The organism is Nostoc sp. LPT (assembly GCF_017115165.1).
In the GTDB taxonomy this organism is placed as follows: domain Bacteria; phylum Cyanobacteriota; class Cyanobacteriia; order Cyanobacteriales; family Nostocaceae; genus Nostoc.
The window spans coordinates 21,722-39,077 of the sequence record NZ_JABXKF010000146.1 but is presented as its reverse complement, the minus strand read 5'-3'; the positions used below and the strand labels follow the sequence as shown (position 1 = coordinate 39,077).

General features: G+C 40.0%; 22 protein-coding genes and 2 pseudogenes. 14 read left to right on the top strand and 10 right to left on the bottom strand.

Annotation, left to right across the window (positions count from 1 at the left end; genetic code table 11):
- The first annotated feature begins 349 nt into the window (after positions 1-349).
- Complete coding sequence (locus HWQ58_RS28680; RefSeq protein ID WP_292870660.1) at positions 350-991, top strand: DUF4232 domain-containing protein; 642 nt, start codon at positions 350-352, stop codon at positions 989-991.
- Positions 992-1,091: 100 nt separating this feature from the next.
- Complete coding sequence (locus HWQ58_RS28675) at positions 1,092-1,883, top strand: GH25 family lysozyme (protein WP_292870657.1); 792 nt, start codon at positions 1,092-1,094, stop codon at positions 1,881-1,883.
- A gap of 99 nt (positions 1,884-1,982) precedes the next feature.
- Here the strand turns inward: HWQ58_RS28675 and HWQ58_RS28670 are convergent, their stop codons facing one another.
- The 5 genes from HWQ58_RS28670 to HWQ58_RS28650 form a co-directional block, all read right to left on the bottom strand.
- A complete protein-coding gene (locus HWQ58_RS28670) occupies positions 1,983-2,420 on the bottom strand; it encodes an NUDIX hydrolase (protein ID WP_292870654.1) in 438 nt (145 codons plus the stop codon).
- A gap of 295 nt (positions 2,421-2,715) precedes the next feature.
- Positions 2,716-4,818 (bottom strand): family 10 glycosylhydrolase, encoded by a 2,103-nt coding sequence (locus HWQ58_RS28665; protein ID WP_292870651.1) that lies wholly within the window; start codon positions 4,816-4,818, stop codon positions 2,716-2,718.
- 177 nt (positions 4,819-4,995) lie between these two features.
- Positions 4,996-5,553: a DUF308 domain-containing protein gene (locus HWQ58_RS28660; RefSeq protein WP_292870648.1), complete on the bottom strand. Its 558-nt coding sequence runs from the start codon at positions 5,551-5,553 to the stop codon at positions 4,996-4,998.
- Positions 5,554-5,737: 184 nt separating this feature from the next.
- Positions 5,738-6,289, bottom strand: coding sequence for an alpha/beta hydrolase (locus tag HWQ58_RS28655; RefSeq protein WP_292870645.1), 552 nt, complete (start codon positions 6,287-6,289; stop codon positions 5,738-5,740).
- 60 nt (positions 6,290-6,349) lie between these two features.
- Positions 6,350-6,565: a bromodomain-containing protein gene (locus HWQ58_RS28650; protein ID WP_292870642.1), complete on the bottom strand. Its 216-nt coding sequence runs from the start codon at positions 6,563-6,565 to the stop codon at positions 6,350-6,352.
- Positions 6,566-6,878: 313 nt separating this feature from the next.
- Here HWQ58_RS28650 and HWQ58_RS28645 point away from each other — a divergent pair, with 313 nt between their 5' ends.
- Both HWQ58_RS28645 and HWQ58_RS28640 read left to right on the top strand, forming a co-directional pair.
- The gene (locus HWQ58_RS28645) at positions 6,879-7,031 is read left to right on the top strand and encodes a DUF2281 domain-containing protein (protein WP_292870639.1); all 153 of its coding nucleotides are present in this window, start codon (positions 6,879-6,881) and stop codon (positions 7,029-7,031) included.
- A gap of 74 nt (positions 7,032-7,105) precedes the next feature.
- Positions 7,106-7,447, top strand: coding sequence for a type II toxin-antitoxin system PemK/MazF family toxin (locus tag HWQ58_RS28640; protein ID WP_292870636.1), 342 nt, complete (start codon positions 7,106-7,108; stop codon positions 7,445-7,447).
- A 17-nt stretch (positions 7,448-7,464) separates the two neighbouring features.
- Here the strand turns inward: HWQ58_RS28640 and HWQ58_RS28635 are convergent, their stop codons facing one another.
- Positions 7,465-7,692, bottom strand: a complete 228-nt coding sequence (locus HWQ58_RS28635; RefSeq protein WP_292870633.1) for a hypothetical protein — start codon at positions 7,690-7,692, stop codon at positions 7,465-7,467.
- A 12-nt stretch (positions 7,693-7,704) separates the two neighbouring features.
- Here HWQ58_RS28635 and HWQ58_RS28630 point away from each other — a divergent pair, with 12 nt between their 5' ends.
- The 7 genes from HWQ58_RS28630 to HWQ58_RS28600 all read left to right on the top strand — a co-directional run bounded on the left by HWQ58_RS28630 (position 7,705) and on the right by HWQ58_RS28600 (position 12,223).
- Positions 7,705-7,878: a hypothetical protein gene (locus tag HWQ58_RS28630; RefSeq protein WP_292870630.1), complete on the top strand. Its 174-nt coding sequence runs from the start codon at positions 7,705-7,707 to the stop codon at positions 7,876-7,878.
- 955 nt (positions 7,879-8,833) lie between these two features.
- Positions 8,834-9,295, top strand: a complete 462-nt coding sequence (locus HWQ58_RS28625; protein WP_292870627.1) for a pyridoxamine 5'-phosphate oxidase family protein — start codon at positions 8,834-8,836, stop codon at positions 9,293-9,295.
- A 72-nt stretch (positions 9,296-9,367) separates the two neighbouring features.
- Entirely contained in the window at positions 9,368-9,505 is a 138-nt protein-coding gene (locus HWQ58_RS28620; RefSeq protein ID WP_292870624.1) for a hypothetical protein, read from the top strand.
- Positions 9,506-9,749: 244 nt separating this feature from the next.
- Positions 9,750-9,953 (top strand): ChaB family protein, encoded by a 204-nt coding sequence (locus tag HWQ58_RS28615; RefSeq protein ID WP_292870622.1) that lies wholly within the window; start codon positions 9,750-9,752, stop codon positions 9,951-9,953.
- A gap of 85 nt (positions 9,954-10,038) precedes the next feature.
- A complete protein-coding gene (locus HWQ58_RS28610; RefSeq protein WP_292870620.1) occupies positions 10,039-10,587 on the top strand; it encodes a DUF4142 domain-containing protein in 549 nt (182 codons plus the stop codon).
- A gap of 169 nt (positions 10,588-10,756) precedes the next feature.
- The gene (locus HWQ58_RS28605; RefSeq protein WP_292870617.1) at positions 10,757-11,308 is read left to right on the top strand and encodes a hypothetical protein; all 552 of its coding nucleotides are present in this window, start codon (positions 10,757-10,759) and stop codon (positions 11,306-11,308) included.
- 303 nt (positions 11,309-11,611) lie between these two features.
- Positions 11,612-12,223 carry a DUF411 domain-containing protein gene (locus HWQ58_RS28600; protein WP_292870614.1) on the top strand — a complete coding sequence of 204 codons (612 nt, stop codon included), beginning with the start codon at positions 11,612-11,614 and terminating at the stop codon, positions 12,221-12,223.
- A gap of 40 nt (positions 12,224-12,263) precedes the next feature.
- On the opposite strand, the gene HWQ58_RS28595 is transcribed toward HWQ58_RS28600, so the two are convergent.
- The gene (locus tag HWQ58_RS28595; protein WP_292870611.1) at positions 12,264-13,208 is read right to left on the bottom strand and encodes a tetratricopeptide repeat protein; all 945 of its coding nucleotides are present in this window, start codon (positions 13,206-13,208) and stop codon (positions 12,264-12,266) included.
- Between the two features lie 230 nt (positions 13,209-13,438).
- Positions 13,439-13,831, bottom strand: a complete 393-nt coding sequence (locus HWQ58_RS28590; RefSeq protein WP_292870608.1) for a hypothetical protein — start codon at positions 13,829-13,831, stop codon at positions 13,439-13,441.
- Positions 13,832-14,345: 514 nt separating this feature from the next.
- On the opposite strand from HWQ58_RS28590, the gene HWQ58_RS28585 reads away from it, so the two are divergent.
- Positions 14,346-14,762, top strand: a complete 417-nt coding sequence (locus HWQ58_RS28585; protein WP_292870606.1) for a KTSC domain-containing protein — start codon at positions 14,346-14,348, stop codon at positions 14,760-14,762.
- Positions 14,763-15,007: 245 nt separating this feature from the next.
- On the opposite strand, the gene HWQ58_RS28580 is transcribed toward HWQ58_RS28585, so the two are convergent.
- A complete protein-coding gene (locus tag HWQ58_RS28580) occupies positions 15,008-15,130 on the bottom strand; it encodes a hypothetical protein (RefSeq protein ID WP_292870603.1) in 123 nt (40 codons plus the stop codon).
- Positions 15,131-15,318: 188 nt separating this feature from the next.
- Here HWQ58_RS28580 and HWQ58_RS28575 point away from each other — a divergent pair.
- Positions 15,319-15,564: pseudogene (locus HWQ58_RS28575) on the top strand (helix-turn-helix domain-containing protein); the annotation flags it as partial.
- 17 nt (positions 15,565-15,581) lie between these two features.
- Here the strand turns inward: HWQ58_RS28575 and HWQ58_RS28570 are convergent.
- Positions 15,582-15,740, bottom strand: a pseudogene (locus HWQ58_RS28570) (transposase); the annotation flags it as partial.
- 83 nt (positions 15,741-15,823) lie between these two features.
- On the opposite strand from HWQ58_RS28570, the gene HWQ58_RS28565 reads away from it, so the two are divergent.
- A complete protein-coding gene (locus tag HWQ58_RS28565; protein WP_292870600.1) occupies positions 15,824-17,356 on the top strand; it encodes a lecithin--cholesterol acyltransferase in 1,533 nt (510 codons plus the stop codon).

Sequence of the window (17,356 nt, the reverse complement as noted above, 5' to 3'; positions counted from 1 at the left end):
TCAACACGACTTTTAAGTACCTCAACACGACTTTTAAGTACCTCAACACGACTTTCAAGTACTTCAACATGACTTCGAGGTATCTGTTGCTTATATAGCAGTCCTAAATCATTCGTGAGAATTTGAGATCGTTTTAACCCCCCTGTAGTCCCACGCCAGATGCTTCAAGTCGGGCATTGCCCGCCCAACGCACTGGCTCCCCTTGGTAAGCTACAGCCAACCGTATTGGATTATGCAGTACCTTCACTTCGGATACTGGCTCCCTTCAAATTAGCTTCGATTGTAAATTTGGAAACTTACACTGTATGTAAAGCATCAGTCTAAGTAGTTCACTACAAAAAAAGAAGATATGCGAATTCTAATTGTGGAAAGCAGTATGTTGTTGCTCCTAACTGCGATGACAACTGGCTGTGTCGGTTCTTCCTCTGTTACAAAACAGCCGCAAGCCTTGCCAGCAAGCACTGAGCAGCCGACGAAAGAAGCTGTGTTGAACTCAACAGCTACACCGACTGCAAAACCTATAGAGCATTCTACCCCTGAAGCTACTACTGCCACAAATCCGACGCGCTGTGAAACTAGTCAATTGTCAGTGCGCCGAGTCTCAGAAGATGCTGGCGTTGGGAATGTTGCACTTACCTACGCCTTCACCAATAATGCCTCATCCCCTTGCAACCTCTACGGTTATCCAGGATTAGCACTACTGGATGCAAAAGATCAACCTTTGCAGGGGATTAAAGTTATTCGCTCTCAGGACACTTACTTTTCGAGTAAGCAACCTCGACAACAAGTAACTCTAGCTCCTGGAAAACAAGCCTCATTTCAGATAGCATACAACCACATTAGTTCCCCAGAGAAAAACTGCCCAATGTCTAGTCAAATTCAAATCACACCTCCTAATGCTTACCAGCACTTTACCCTTACAGAACAAATCAAGCCTTGTACAGGCAAAGTTAGAGTGACTCCAGTACGAGCCGTTAGCACTCAACCCTAGTAAATTTCTGTAATTTACTTCAAGACCTAGAAAAAGCATAAATTTAATCAAAGCCTCTGATAAGTTCAGGATTGTACTAATCAAAAAGGTTAAAAATTTTATGGAAGGAATTGATGTTGCCGATCAAGATGGCAGAGTAGATTGGACGGCAGTAAAAAACTCTGGTAAAACTTTTGCGTTTGTCAAAGCCACAGAAGGAGTTAGCATCAAAGATTCTGCTTTTGCTCATCACTGGCAAACCATGAAAGCTGTTGGTATTATTCGGGGTGCTTATCATTTTTTTCACCCCCATACATCTGACCCGGTTCAGCAAGCAAAGGAATTCTTAAAAACTTTGGGCAAATTAGAACCAGGAGACTTACCACCAGTCATAGATGTAGAGGTAACTGACAAAGTAAATAGTCAAGCTGTAATTCATGCAGCCAAACAGTGGTTGGCAGAGGTAGAAAAAGCCCTTTTACAACAAACAAATAAACCAATCAAACCAATTATTTATACTTTCCCCAGTTTCTGGACAGAACTTGGTAATCCATCTGATTTTGCTAATTATCCGTTATGGATTGCCCACTACGGAACTAGAAACCCAACTATTCCTGGTGCTTGGCAGGGACAATATTTAATCCATCAATATGAAGGTGATATATCTGGTGTAACTGGTGTTAGTGGTCGAGCCGATTTGAATAGATTTAATGGATTGCAGCTAGGAGATTCTGGGCTGAGAGTAAAACAATTACAACAGCAATTAAAAGATATTGGATTATATACTGATGCCATTGATGGGCGTTTTTCTGAGTCAGTTAAGAATGCAATTGTTAGTTTCCAAACATCTAAAAAATTGCAAACTGATGGAATTGTCGGTATAAAAACTTGGGTAGCTTTACTATGGATTTAAGTAAGTAGGTGTGAATAAACAAAGGTTTGGAGTCATTGACTACAAACCTTTAATTAATTTTACATTGTATAATATAGTTTAATTTATTGTGGCAATTACTTAATATCGTAATGCACAAAATTGAGATTTGACCTGGAAAAAACCTTTAAGGATTCGTTTGAGTGAATTAAACTTAACCCGCCTAATAGCTTTATTCACTTCTACCCACTGCCGTTTTCTTTTAGTTGCTTCTGGATAATCTTCACTCAGCATATCGACTGATAATAAATACATCTTGACACAGTAAATTTTGCCTTGTTTGCGGTACTTGTAAGTTCCCAGTTCATTTGCATCTACTTGCCCAATTATCCCTGCTTCTTCCCACGCCTCTTTGGCTGCTGAATCAGCCGGACTCATGCCATTAGGAATATCTCCTTTCGGAATCACCCAGTGTTGAAAGTCACGGGTTGTAATTAGCAAGATTTCAACTTTACCATTGTTCACTCTGTAAGGAATCACCCCAGACTGTATAAACACTTTACTGGCTTTTCGACTCATGTAATTTACATCCTGTAGGTCCTAGCTTTTTTGTACAATGTTTACTTCAAAAATTCTAGAGCTGATACCGAATAAATTTTGGTTAATCTTAAGTTATGAAAAGGTTAAAAATTGCTTTTTGCTTATAAGAGTTAATTATTCAAAAAATTTCCAGCATAAGTGTTTGAGCGGGTGATGATGGTTTTTATGCCGCAGTTACACTATTATTGTCAGACTGGTTTTATCTTGAAGAGTCAGACCCCTATTTGTCAGTTGTATCTATAAAAGTTATCGGGAATCTGGGCAGCACTTTTGTTCAACTAACTGTAATAACTGTTCCCACACTCTCGTTGGCTAATCTATCCACTGCACAAACGGCATAGCTTCCCGCTTGTTGGACAGTAGCGAAAGTTGTGCCAGCAGACAAAATTCGTTGAATTGTCCAAGTATCGCCACTCAGGCGATAAAGTGTCCAGGAACGAACTGGCTGATTATCTCCAGGCTGCCAACTCAGTTTGCGGTTATTCACTTGTAGTCCAATGGGTGGAGATGGTGGTGTTGTATCCTGCCAAGGCAAAGTTGGCGGTAGCGCAGGTTTGTTATAAAGCAGACTTTGAAATTTATCAGCAATGCCCTGACTATTTTCTGTCAAAACACTGAGATTAAAGAAAATATTCCCCAGTGACAACTGTCCAGCTTGGCTACGACTAATTTTCACCTGCTTTTCAATCTCATCACTCTCCCGACTCTTGTTGCTTGGTTCTGTCAGATTATTACCAGCGTAAACGTGTCTTTGCTTTGTGTTTACTTGTGTCCACCACTTTAGCAACGCCGAATAACTTTGTTGTGGTTGGTCTGTGCGCCAGTAAAGTTGAGGAGCGATATAATCAATCCAGCCTTCTTCTAACCATTTCTTTGAGTCAGCATACAGCACGTTGTAAGCATCCAACCCAGTAATACCCGCAGGTTGTCCGGGGCGATAAATCCCAAAAGGACTGATACCAAATTTAACGTCGGGTTTGGTTGTTTTAATTCCCTGCCAAAGGCGCTGTACCATTTTGTTAACATTGTCCCGTCGCCAGTCGCCAAGGCTGAGTGTACCACCAGCTGCTTTATATGCAGCGTAGGTTTTATCATCGGGGAAAGGTTGACCCTCAATGGGATATGGATAAAAATAATCATCTAAGTGAATGCCATCAACATCGTAGCGCTTCACTACATCGAGAATTACGTTATACGCCCTATCCTGAACTATTTTTAGTCCTGGGTCCATCCAGCGTTGTGTTTTCCACAAATAAACGCTTTCTGGATTGGTAGCTGCTATGTGGGGACGGACTGTTTTAGCTGGGTCGGTGGAGGTGCTAGCGCGGTAGGGGTTAAACCAAGCATGGAGTTCAAGATTATGCTTGTGACATTCTGCGATCGCAAATGCTAAAGGATCGTAAAATGGTTCTGGTGCTTTCCCTTGAGTTCCTGTAATCCAAGCACTCCAAGGCTCTAATCTAGATTCATACAAAGCGTCTCCCTCTGGTCGCACCTGGAAAATCAGAGCATTGAAGTTTAGCGCTTGTAATTTAGTAATAATCTCCGTAAGTTCAGCTTTTTGTTGAGCAACAGAAAGTCCCGGTTTGGAAGGCCAATCACCATTCCACACAGATACTACCCATGCTCCCCGGAACTCCCGGCTATGATTTACCCTAACGCTGCCGATAGGTGTGGGTGTTGGCGTTGGTATTGGAATTGGTGTTGGAGTTGGCGTTGGAGTTGGAGTTGGAATTGGTGTTGGTATCGGCGTAGGCGTTAATATTGGCGGCTGCACTAAGTAAGTAGAGGCAATTTTTTCTGTCTGACCTAAATACACCAAAGCTTGATAAATAATCACTGCTACATCTGCACGGGTAGCTGCGAGATTAGGATTGAGTAATTTGATATTTGGGAAACTAACCACCAAGCCAGCGCTGGTGGCAATAGCTACATGATTTTTACCATACTCAGGAATTTGAACAGAATCTTGATAAATTTGTGAGAGTTTTGAAAGAAGGTCAGGTTTTACCTTAGTGGCAATTTCTAAGCCTCCTACCAAGGAAACCAAGACTTCGACTCTAGTAATTCGGTTAGCGGAACGGAAAGTTTTATCAGGAAACCCGCTAATAAATGCTTTTTCGTAAGCTGTTTTAATGGCGGCTGCTGCCCAATAATTTGTCGGTACATCAACAAAGGGAACATACTGCCGCTTCTTGGAAACTGTCCCAAATGCGTTGGCGATGATGGCGGCAAATTCAGCACGGGTAAGTGAATTATCGGGGCGATAAGTGCCATTAGGCAACCCATTGACAATACTGCGTTGGGCTAAAGCTGTAATAAATGAGTGTGCCCAATGGTTTTGAATATCCGAAAATGGAGTAGCAATAGATACCATTGATGAAAAGCAGCTAGCTGGCCTTGATTTTGATTTCCTTAGTTAATTTAGCAATTTTATTAGCGTAGGCATAGCCAGCCTTAGGCATCGCTGCTGCAATGTCTTGCAAACTTTTTTGGGTACTGGGGATTGGGAATTAGGCATTTAGAAAACCTTTCCCTATTCCCTATTCCCTACTTAAGGTAGTTCCCCAGTTAAAGTAGAACGCCCACTCAACGCCAGCATCACACGTGAAATGCCGGTGAAAATAATGCTGACACCAACTAATGTCCCAATCAGCCAAGGCGCATTGAAGGGCCACTGGAACCAAATCATTGCACCTAACACGAGGGTAATAATGCCATTAGCTAATGGCCACGTCCAGTTTTCTTGTGGACGCAACTTGAATGCCAGAATTAACTCGAATGTGCCTTCAGTCAACAAAAATGTGCCAAGTAACAGAGTCAATGTAAGAACACCCGTATAAGGGTAAACAAACAGCATGATGCCGGTTGCAATATAAAGTCCACTCAAGAGAAGTTTCCAAATAAAACCTCCTCTCTCGCGGGTTTGAGTGGCATAAACTAGTTTTGTAAATCCGGCGAAAATCAAAATCGCGGCAATCCAAGTTTCGGCAAATATGGTGGCGAAATTAGGCGCTGCGATCGCAATAATCCCCAAAACACTCAAGAGAACACCACTTATCAGTGACCCATTCACATTCTTGTTAGTATCTGTAGAAACATCGCTTGTCATAAAAATCCTTTTCCTATTCTTAGACTAAACTCTACATTTAGGTTAGGGAATTTCTAAGTAACAAGGTATGAACCCTAAGATAGACTCATCAGTATTAACTTGATTGCGATCGTAACTAAAATTTACGACTATTGAGATACTAAATCAATCATCTGATAACAACTGCATTGTCTCTAAGTAACCCTTATAAGAGTTCTGCAAGATTGCTTAAGCGTTCATAAACAGAAATGAGACGATCTCCTTCAAGTTCAACAGAAGTATTTGGATAATTCTGAATAGCTCCAAGCAGCGTAACTTCACCATTTTGTTTAATAGATGCACTTAAAGCACTTCGCAGTGCCTGCTGATCTAGTTGTCCTGCGGGAGGGTGAACTACCTCACCAATTTGATTAACTAAAATTGGCCCTGCCCAACTAGCTAGTAAGCTATTTAAAAAGGCAGCATCAGCTTTTATTGGAGCTTTCAGTGCCTTACGAGCTACTGCGGGGTCTTGTTGCGCCGCCTGTAAATAAGCTCTTAATGTTGGAGTAGTTTTGCCAGTTTCTGTAAACTGACTTAATTCTTCAACAGATATTTGCCCCTGAAAAGTACCATACTTTAAAACAACTTGCTCGGCAGCATTAGCATTAGTAGTTGATAATAGAACAATAGCGCCTAGACCTACAGCTACTGTCTGAGTCAGTAACTTAGTAAATTTTTTATTGTTTAATCGACTGAAAAGTTGATAAATCTGCATTTTGTTAAACTTGATAATGGTATGGAGTAGACATAGGCAAAAAATGCCTATGTTTTAGTATTAAACCTTGCCATTAGGCGAAGCTGCATGAGGTAGTATAGATTGATCTTCGTCTAAAGTTGCTGCCGGTACGCCCAAATGCTTCCTTGTAGTTTCTTCAGCAATTTTTCGGTCTTGTTCGTTCTCGAACTGACTCTCATCTAACAAATGAGGATTTTTTGCTGCTTCATCTCGGCTTGGTCGATAACCATTTTTCCACCTGTACTTCCAGTCCATAATTTGAAAGGCAAATATACTGCAATTTGATTTCTTAGTTCTTCATAATAGGTGCTTAATGGAAAGTGATACTCCTGCTATGGGTTGAAGAGGCTCATTCAGAAGGTATAAATTTAACATCATTTTAAAGTAGGAATACTCTATCACCCTAATTTTAAGGCAATCAGGAGTTGCGATCATCTGCGATCGCTGTTCCAATGTCTTAATAAACTTTCACTATTAAAGCTTTGCTGCTTCTGCCTTATGCAGGATAAGTGTATTAGCTTTAAGAAGCAGAATTTCTTTGATTTTATATTTTTATTTAAAAACCGATATGATAAATATTATTTTAGATATTGCCAAAGCACAAAACAAAATAATTATGCTTAAAGAACAGATTACACAAGAGCTAGAAAAATTACCTGAACCTCTGTTACAAGAAATTTTAGATTTTGTTCAGTTCTTACAAGCCAAGTACCAAAAATAAAAAACCTTAGAAATTACCATTATGAGTGAATCTTCACTGCAAAAAGATTGGTTAAGACCAGAGGAAGATACAGCATGGCAGGATTTGTAAAAGGAGATGTTGTTATTGTTCCATTTCCATTTTCAGACTTAACTGATACAAAACGCAGACCTGCTTTAGTTATTGCTACTCTTCAGGCAGATGATCTGATTCTTTGCCAAATTACTAGCCAAGCTGTTGGCGATATCTATGCCATTCAACTAGATAATAGTGATTTTAGCTACGGTCGATCAAATCAGCCAAGTAATATTAGACCAAATCGAATTTTTACTGCCGATAAACAAATTGTTTTATATCAAGCAGGTCAAATAAAACTTGAAAAATTAACAGAGGTTATTAATAAAATTATTGAAATTATACAGTACTCAAACCCGTAGTTGTATCCAGTATTTGATTAAGTTGGACTGGTGTCAGATGGTTCGGTAACTGGCGGTTGCGTGACAGTTCTACATGGATTTGGTGCGTCTGATTGTAAAACAACGCCAAAACGGTTGACTTGGGAGGAGTTTAGCAATACTGTTGCTGGCAAAGGTTTTGAATTTGGTGGAACTGAGGTAGTTACAGCTGGGTTATTAGTATTAGCTGGAGTTTGTGTATTTTTATTATTGGCACAGACTCGCATAGACACCAAAAAATGCCAGAAGCAGGATTTGGATCTGATTTTTTCTCAATAACTTCTAAAAAAGTCCCACTGGGGAGTGATTGGTTGTTTCCCAAGGAGATGTCATTATTGGTTTTAATTACCCAACCAGGAGAAAGATTAGCCAGCGATCGCGGTGTAGGTGTCGCTTCGATGGTAGGATTTTGAGTTTGTAATGGATTGGAAAAAACTGGAGAGGCCCCTGATGGCGATCGCAGTTGCTTCACGAATAATCCTGCAATACCAGAGCGATCGCTATTGCTGTGTCATATAATAAAATTTCACAGTTGCAGAATATCTGAGCGTCGGCTTTGTACCCTTCTTTACGGAACGCCAAAGGCGAACAGGAGGCAAGCTATGTGCAGCCGTAATTTTTCAATCGTCAAGTATATTTGCTGATTACTTTATTAAAAAGCCTAATTACTTTATTAAAATACTTAAATGCTTTCTCAAAATGCCATTTGACTTATTCATTTTGGTGTTTTCCGCAAGTAAAATGACATTTTACTTTCTTAAAATGCTTGAATACTTTCTCAGTAAATAAGTCGGCGAAAATAAATAAAACTACAAAATTTAAGCTAAAACCTCTTTAAAAACTCGTTTCTAGACTCTGGCTAGAAATGTTCCTGATTGCGCTACTGCCGTCAGTCAGGGAGGCGGCAACCCCAAAATAGGCATTCCCAGTCCAAGAGCGGCAGAGTGAGTTAGCACGTAGGTAGTCTATGGTATTTTCTGAGTTTCCCGCGTCATCAGGTTTGATAATCAATTTTCGTTCCAAATAATCAACGGCCCTGTAGTATGTCTGCCAAATTATGACTTTATCACCCTAAAGTTATAGAGACAGTTTGAATTTAGTGCAAAATTTATAAAATTTATGTCTAAAGAAATAAGCACAAAATTAACTTGACTATGCCTAAAAGTTGTGTGTGCACAGAATAGTCACTCTCAATCAATATCTCTAAAGATATAACTAAAAAAGCTAATTTTAGGATAATTCCATCTGTAGGCTCACGCAATTTAAACAAAAAACGTTAATACTGAAAAAATAACTTTATCAGTATTAAATCGTGGTTGTAATCAAAAATTACAGCCCAGACAAAAAATAGAGAAAAAAGTACAAACAATGGCAACCTCTACAGACCGTGAGCAACAGATTCAAAAACTGCGTGAACTAATCAAATATATTGATTATGGTATGTTCACCACAGTCGATGACGATGGCAGTTTGCATAGTTACCCTATGTCAAAAAGTGGTGAGATTAGCTCTGATAGCATACTCTGGTTCTTTACTTATGCTGGTTCCCATAAGGTCACTGAAATTGAACACCATGAGCAAGTCAATATTAGTTTCTCGTCACCCGAACAGCAGCGATATGTTTCTATATCAGGTACTGCACAACTTGTGAAAGACCGCAACAAGATGCGAGAGTTATGGAAGCCGGAGCTTCAAACTTGGTTTCCTAAAGGATTAGACGAACCCGATATTGCTTTGCTAAAGGTGAATATTAACCAAGTTGATTATTGGGATAGTGTATCGAGTTTCAAGCCACAAACAATTAATCTTTCGATTCCATCACGCCTTTAATTAATTAAGAAGTCGTAATTTGTAATTTATAGTTAACAATTCAATTACGAATTATTTTCAGACGTGTAATTGTTGGAAAAAATTAGCACTAAAGAAGCTATCTGCTATGCCATGAGTTTACCGATCGCTACACTTGTCAGTGGTATTGATGCTCTGGAAGTACTGCGGCAAACTTTAGCGATCGCCCCTGGCTTTCAACCAAAAAAATAGTCGCCGCACCTTGCAAGAACTGTTGCCACTATTACAACGTAATCCCGATCACAGTTTTTTTGAACAAGCAACCAAGTTTGCCTAATCACTCGCTAAAGGCGAACATAACCGTGAGAAGACTGCTTTGACAATCCTCTCAGATCGGGTGTGACAACTGATTTAAGTATAAATTTTTAAGTATAAATTTGGAATTTCTATTAACACAATAGTTGCTTTACTGACATTAATCAAGGAAACTAAATTTATGCCTTACAAACAGATTGCAGACTTACCAGATTCAGTCAAAGAACACTTACCCAAGCACGCCCAAGAAATTTTTCGGGCTGCATTTAACAATGCTCAAGAAGAATATGGTGAAGAAGAGCGTGCCTTTCGTGTTGCTTGGAGCGCGGTGAAACGCGATTACGAAAAAGGCAATGATGGGCATTGGCACAAAAAGCCAGAATAGCTCGGATGGCATTGAGCAGTTTTATTGTTGCACAAAAAAACTTAAGTAAGGATAAAATTTAGTTATGATCAAACAAAAAATAATTATGGCTGCGCTTGTAGCCATTGGCGCATTTACCGCTGCATCTGGACAAAATATAACCACTGCTCAGTCAAATCAAACTCCAACTAGAGCAACTCAGAATGCTGTCAGTTCTACAGATAGGCAATTTGTTACCCAAGCTGCTAGGGGCGGTATGGCAGAAGTACAGCTTGGGCAGTTGGCTTCGCAACGGGCCCTAAAGAATGAGGTGAAACAGTTTGGACAGGGTATGGTTCAAGATCATACTCAGGCAAACAATGAACTTAAAGAATTAGCTGCCCAGAAGGGTATCACTCTTCCTAAAAGCATCGGGCGTGAGAATAGGAAAGTGAAGGCTAATCTCTCAAAGCTTTCTGGCACGACCTTTGACCAAGCATACATGAACCAGATGGTTAAGGATCATGTTAAAACTGTATCCTTATTCCAGCGGGAGGCAGACCAAGGACAGGATCAGGACTTGAAAGCTTGGGCAACTAAAACTTTGCCGACTCTGGAAGAGCATTTGCAACACGCTCGCGCCCTTACAGCTCAATCTACTAGAAGTGCCAAGTGATCAAATAATGCGATCGCTTAATTTTACCTCACCACTACGGCCATATAGCAGTTGTCAAAGAAGCAATTACTATAAATATAAATTTTAATCCCTCTCAGATTTGTATGTAGACGCCAGTAAGGTGTCTACATATTCTTTAGTTCATCTTAAATATTTTCCGCCAGGTTTTATGAATTATCTTGTTGCAGTTTTACCAGATCGAATACAAGCAGAAGCCGCCAACTCTGCTCTAGAAAAAGCAGGCTTGCCAACTTCACAAGTGAATATTTTAGGCGATGGTTATCTAAGTGCTGATGAATTTGGACTGATTAATCCCGACAAGCAAGCCCGCAAACAATCAACTCGGCTCTTTTGGTGGCTTGTACCCTTTGGATTTTTTGCAGGCTATGCCTTCAACTATCTCACAGAAATTGAAATATTTCCTCAGGTTGCTCGATTTGGCAATGAATTTCTTGCTGGGATCTTAGGAGCTATAGCCGGTGCCTTGGGCGCTGCTTTAATCGGTCGAGGAGTCGGCTCAACAGTTGGCAGTGGCAATGCTTTACCCTATCGTAACCGTCTGAATGCTGGCAAATATCTGATTGTGGTTACTGGGAACGAGGATTTAACCCGCGAAGCTACCCGCGTACTGCGTCCATTTGAACCAGAAAATATCCAAGGCTATACAGACTATTCACAAAACAGCAAACTTGTAGGGAAGGAGATGGGGAAACAAATCTAAATGGCAGGCATTCCTGAATCAAAATATGAATCATGAGATGATCGCCTCAAGAAAAGCGACGCCGAATAGCCCGTCGTAGACATCGCTCCATTTGTTTTCATGAAAAAAGTACATTTTTAGAGATATGAGTGAAAATGAATGTAGAGATATAGCACTGCTAGGTCTCTACAAAGATTCTGGATAACGCATATTTAATTTTATTCATATCTCTTTGTATGTAAAATCGTAGTGTTTTTAAACGCTGAGGGACGCAAAGTAAGCGTAGAGTGTTTTGGAAGCAATGTTGTATTTAGGAAGTATCAGATGTTGCACAAACAATTGATTTATTGCTGGCAAAAATGGTTACTTCCCATCTTTATGCCTGCCACTGTGCAAATAGTGGTTCTAACATTAGGGGTGTTGAGCATCTTGGGAAGCACTGCTCCTATGAGTCATGCTCAAGCTGTTTTTCCCACTTCTATTGCAAGTAATGCTCAACTGATAAGTACCACTAGGCACATCCAGGAACAACAAACACCATCAAAATCAACAGTGCTAAATGCCACTGTGTATCGCAGTCCCGATTGTAACTGTTGTGGCGGGTGGATTGCTCACTTAAAGGCACAGGGTTTTAAAATCACAGATTTTTCTACGCCTGACATCGAAACAGTCAAACAAAAGTACAACGTGCCGGATAACTTGTCATCTTGCCACACAGCAATTGTTAATGGATATGTCATCGAAGGACACGTCCCAGCAGACGACATCAAACGTCTGCTTCAAGAAAAGCCAAATGTTGTTGGTTTATCTGTTCCTCAAATGCCTGTAGGCACTCCTGGGATGGAGATGGGGAATCGAAAAGACCCGTTTTCTGTGCTTTCCTTCGATCGCAATACCTCAGTTGCAGTATTCAATAAATATGGTGGTGAATCCTGAGTGAATTAAAAGGGTCTTTTAACTCGCAACTCAGCACTCTTCATTTAGAACCAGTTTTGATCGACTGCGACAAATGACTTAACCATTTCCTAAACCAGAAGGCAGATGCGAAAGTTGCAACATTTTGAGAAAGAAACTCAATGGCATGGTTACAATCTTGCAGGCTGGCATCGAGTCCCATTGCATGATAAATTTCACGAGCATTGCAAAAGGCATCCATTGCTTCTGATTCTCGATTGATTTTTTCTAACACTAAACCCAAATTAAACCAGGCGTTTGCTTCCTCATTTCGGTCATCAAGATCCCTTCTGATCTCTAATGAACCCTGATAAAACTCAAACGCCCTTTGGTACTTTCCTAAAGCCTTATAAGCACCGCCCAATCCACTTAAGGCCATACTTTGACCATTGCGATCGCTGATGAATTTTGCCAGCCCTAACCATTGTTGGTAAAATTCAATTGCTAGTTGGTAAGATCCCAATGATTCATAAGTATTGCCCAAACTTCCCAGGCAAATACCTTCACTAGTCCAATCGCCTGTTTTCTTGGTTATACTCAACCACTGCTGATAAAACTCTATCGCTTGCTCGTACTTACCCAGGTATTCATAAGTATTGCCCAAACTTCCCAAGCAAATACCTTCCCCAGTGCGATCGCCTATTTTCCTGGTAATACTCAACCACTGGTGATAAAATTCAATCGCTCGCTGGTATTTGCCTAGTGATTGGTAAGCGTTACCCAATCCAGATAAAGATTTGGCTTCTTCTAAGCGATCGCCTATTTCTCTAGCTATATCCAACCACTGTTGATAAAACTCAATTGCTAGGTGGTACTCGCCGAGTGACTGGTAAGCATTGCCCAAACTTCCCAAAGAAATGACTTCCCGATTGCGATCGCCTGTTTCTCTGGCTTTTTCTAAGCACCGCTCTTCAAACTCAATGGACTCAATATTATTTAGTTCTCCGGATCTTATTACTTCTGTCATTCTCTATAGAAATTTTTGATCGATAAGCTGTTGATTATACAATTTTCTGTGGCTTTAGCACAGGATAAGTGCAACTTATGTCAAAATCGAGAAATTCTTCTTCAATATCAAACTTTATTATATACGCAGCATCCCGATGTATAAAAGGCTTTTTTTCTCTTTGCTAACAATCACACGAATATACCGTGCTGAAAAACTTAGCTTTCTCAAAAGATATAAGACAAACCAAATTAATCAGCAGCAGCATAATCTGGCAATACATTGAGTTCTAAATTCACAGCACTTAAATAATTTTGATCGTTTAAAACTTGTGATGGTAATTTATCTGCATTCACAGCAGCTTTAACCAAATCTTTCGCAATAATATTTCTATTCTGAGTCTTAAGTATTAGCGCTTCTCCGCTAGGAATACCATGTTGTTGCAGACCTCCTTGATAAGCAAAAGTAACTAGATTTAAAGGCTGGAGGTAATTTGCAGAAGTCGAGTTAGTGGATAAAATGTTAGAGTTAACAGCTATTGTTTCACTGTTGTTGGTAGTAGCTGTTTGAGCGCCAGCAATTCCAGGTACAAGAGTAATAGAAGCAAAAATCAGTGCAGAATTTATCAAGGTAGCAAGTTTCATAAGTTCTATTTAGGTAAAATGCAATCAGTGTTCTTTAGTAATAGAGTCCTCTTTATTATTAATCTCAACTTCCTTCAGTCAGGTCGTCTGATCGGTTGATCTATGACTCACCCAAAAGGGTGAGCTAATTGAATGACACAAAGAGGAATAGAGACTTGTTAAGCCTAAACACAGAAAAGATTGGTTGAAATTTTCAACTACTGAACTGAGGCGAGTTGAACATTTATGCAATTTTTCAATTCGCCTCTTGAGTTTTTCTAAGAAAAAAGATTGCTACGACAGGTGACTCAAACACTGCCATTCACTCAAGCTGAATTGTGAGTATTTTCCAGGATGTCAGAGAAAAACACTTCGTGCTGCTTTGCTAAAGCGTCTCTACACACCTAAAATTCTCGCTTCGGAGAAAAAACTTGACGGCAAAGCGTTTTTATAGTATAAATGTACTATAAAAGCATTTAAATGTTGCATAAGACTTTAACACTCCCGACTACGCCAATAGGAGAGTACAAAATAAATGAAGCTATCTAAGGTAGACTTGAGCAGTTTAGTAGCGATCGCTCACTCTGATGGATATTTGCAGTTGTTGCTCGACCGAGGCAACGAATTAGAGTTTTTGGAAATTCCGGCCCCGATACAAGCTTATGAAGGATTGCAAGAACTGAACGAGGCGATTGCCGAAACAACTGCATTACCCTGTGAAGAAGAACCAATTGTCATGCTACCAGTTGTCTCATCAATGGCTATGGCTGTAGGCTACGATCACAACGAACAGATTTTGCAAGTTGAATTTCAAAGTGGAGCGGTTTATCAGTACTTAGGCGTAGACGAGGATACTTGGGAAGATTTACATTCCTCTGACTCAATTGGCAGCTTTTTCAATCAAGAAATTAAAGGTAGATATGACTGCGATCGTCTAGATGATGCAGATTAACGATTAATAACTGCATGTAGGATTTTCAATAATTCTTGCATTGTTTGACACTCCTCGACCTAGATGTACGAGGATTCTTGCTTCACAGGGATTCCAATGAATTTACTCTCAGCAAGCATCTTGACCGTATACCCTACGGCTGCAAGTCCCCTTTTTCAAAGTCAGATTGGGGATTGCGGTACGACCACTGAATAAACCAGTACGTTCCGACGTTTGAGATGCTGACAGCCCTTGATTGGGAACTGTTACGGGAGTATGCGCCAGTTGCAGAAAGTCGGGAGTTGGTAACGGCGTAATTCTCGCACAGACAAGAGCGATCGCTTTACATCTATAGGTAGCGATCGCTCATCAACTACTCGCTTATTCACCAATCCCCAATTCAACTATGCAACCCACAATATAGGAATCATATTTGATTTCTGAAAAAAACCACGAGATAATACGGAGGGATGTATCTGTCTAATAGCAAACAATGATAAACCAGCATCTACAAGCCGCAATACCTTCTCTACGAGACGCTACGCGAACGGTGAGCTTCTCTACGAGACGCTTCGCGAACGCTAACGCAGAACTACAAGAATTTATAGATTATCGCCCAGATGCGCGTGAGGTGAGGAAAGCGTTGCCAGTCAAACTGGTTTATCAAGGCTACAAGTATGAGGAAATTCAAACAATTTTAGATGTGTCACCGGGTTCGATAACAAGCTGGAAGCAAGCCTACGAGGAAGGCGGAATTTCGGGACTGCGCCTGAACTACAAGGGAAAGAAAAGTTACTTAACTGCTCAACAACGAGAAGAAGTCTGGTTCTTCGGTTACTTTTATGGAGAATTAATAGAAAAGTGCCAGTTTAATAAACTGCGTAATCGAAAATTGCTAAAGTTACGAAAGCCATACCCAAGTCTTTTAATTAACTTGAGTTTATTATTAATTCCTTCTACAGTACCACTGGTAGTTCTGCCATCAAAATAACCGATTATTATAGCAAATTTTTGTTACATTAGTTAGTGATATCTCAAACATTTCGGTAAAAATTATGTAATCAATTTTATGTAGCTATATTATGGCAAATAAAATTCCTATAGGAGATATGGTCGTGGTTCTGCCAGGAATCATGGGTAGTGTTTTGCAAAAAGATGGTATAGACCTGTGGAATTTTTCTGGTCAAGCACTGGTGCAAGTAATTAAAACTTTCGGTAAGAGAGTAAAAGACTTGAAATTGAAGGGAGACGATCCTCATGGTGGAGATATAGGAGATGGAATTAAAGCAACTAGTTTAATTAAAGATAGTTACATGTTTCCTGTATTTGGAGGATTTGGGAAGATTGTTGATGGTTATAACAGAATTTCTGCACAAATTACCAATAACTTCGACGAGGTACATCAAGGAAATATCTACGACGATCCAGAGGATAAGGCAGCTAATTTTTATCATTTTCCCTACGATTGGCGACGAGATAATCGTGCTAATGCAAATATCTTGAAAAAATTATTAGATAAAAGATTGAAACGTTGGCGCGAGTATAGTGGCAATAATGATGCCAAAGTAATTCTCGTAGCACACAGTATGGGAGGTTTAATCTCTCGTTATTACCTAGAGGTATTGGGAGGATGGCAGGATTGTAAGGCGTTATTTACCTTTGGAACTCCCTATCGTGGTTCAATTAATGCAGTTAACATTCTCGCTAATGGATTCAAGATAGGTGGTATTAATCTAGTAGAAGTAATGCAGCTCAAAGAAGTAATTCCTTCACTAACTTCTATTTATCAGTTACTTCCCAGATATAAAGCTCTAAAAATTGGTAATGATTTTTATCGCATTGCTGGTAAGGATGGATCTCCTGTTGACCTTCCCAACATAGATCGCATCAAAGCAACAGATGCTTTCAATTTTCATGAAGAAATTGATAATGCTGCCGATGCTAACTATAAAAATTCTACGTACCTTAGGTCTTTTGTTACTTGTCCCATTGTTGGCGTTAATCAACCGACTATGCAATCGGCTGAATTGAAGAATGGGGTAATTAGTCTCGGTACAGATCTGCCCACTTTTTTACAGGATCGTCTCCATCTTGGCGACGGGGATGGAACTGTTCCTCAAGTTTCAGCTACCCCGGTACAAATGAACGATCGCGAAATACTTTCCATTGTTGATTATATTGCCGAGAGTCATGGGGCTATACAAAATCAGCCAAACATTCTACTGAATTTAATCAAAGGCATTCAAACGGCTCAAACGCCTTCTTCAGAAGATGTTCGAGGCGCTTTACAAATTGTCGCCAGGGGTAAAAGGAGTGGACTAAAAGGCATTGGTTTATCCCTTGAGGATCTTTATTCGATCAAAGAACCCATTACAATGCGAGCAAAAGTTACAGGAAATGCTTCCTTTAATTCTCTAACGGCTGAGATTACCTGCGTTTCCCACGAGCGTCCTGCAACCATTCGTAACTTCACAGCCGAAAACGGAAACTGGATCTTGGCAACAGATGACTTAGAAGTTGGACTGTATCGGGTTAAAGTGCAAACTGATAATACCAGCGAAGATGCACCGAACCCCGTCCACAATTTATTTGAAGTTGCAGATTTAGGAGAGTAA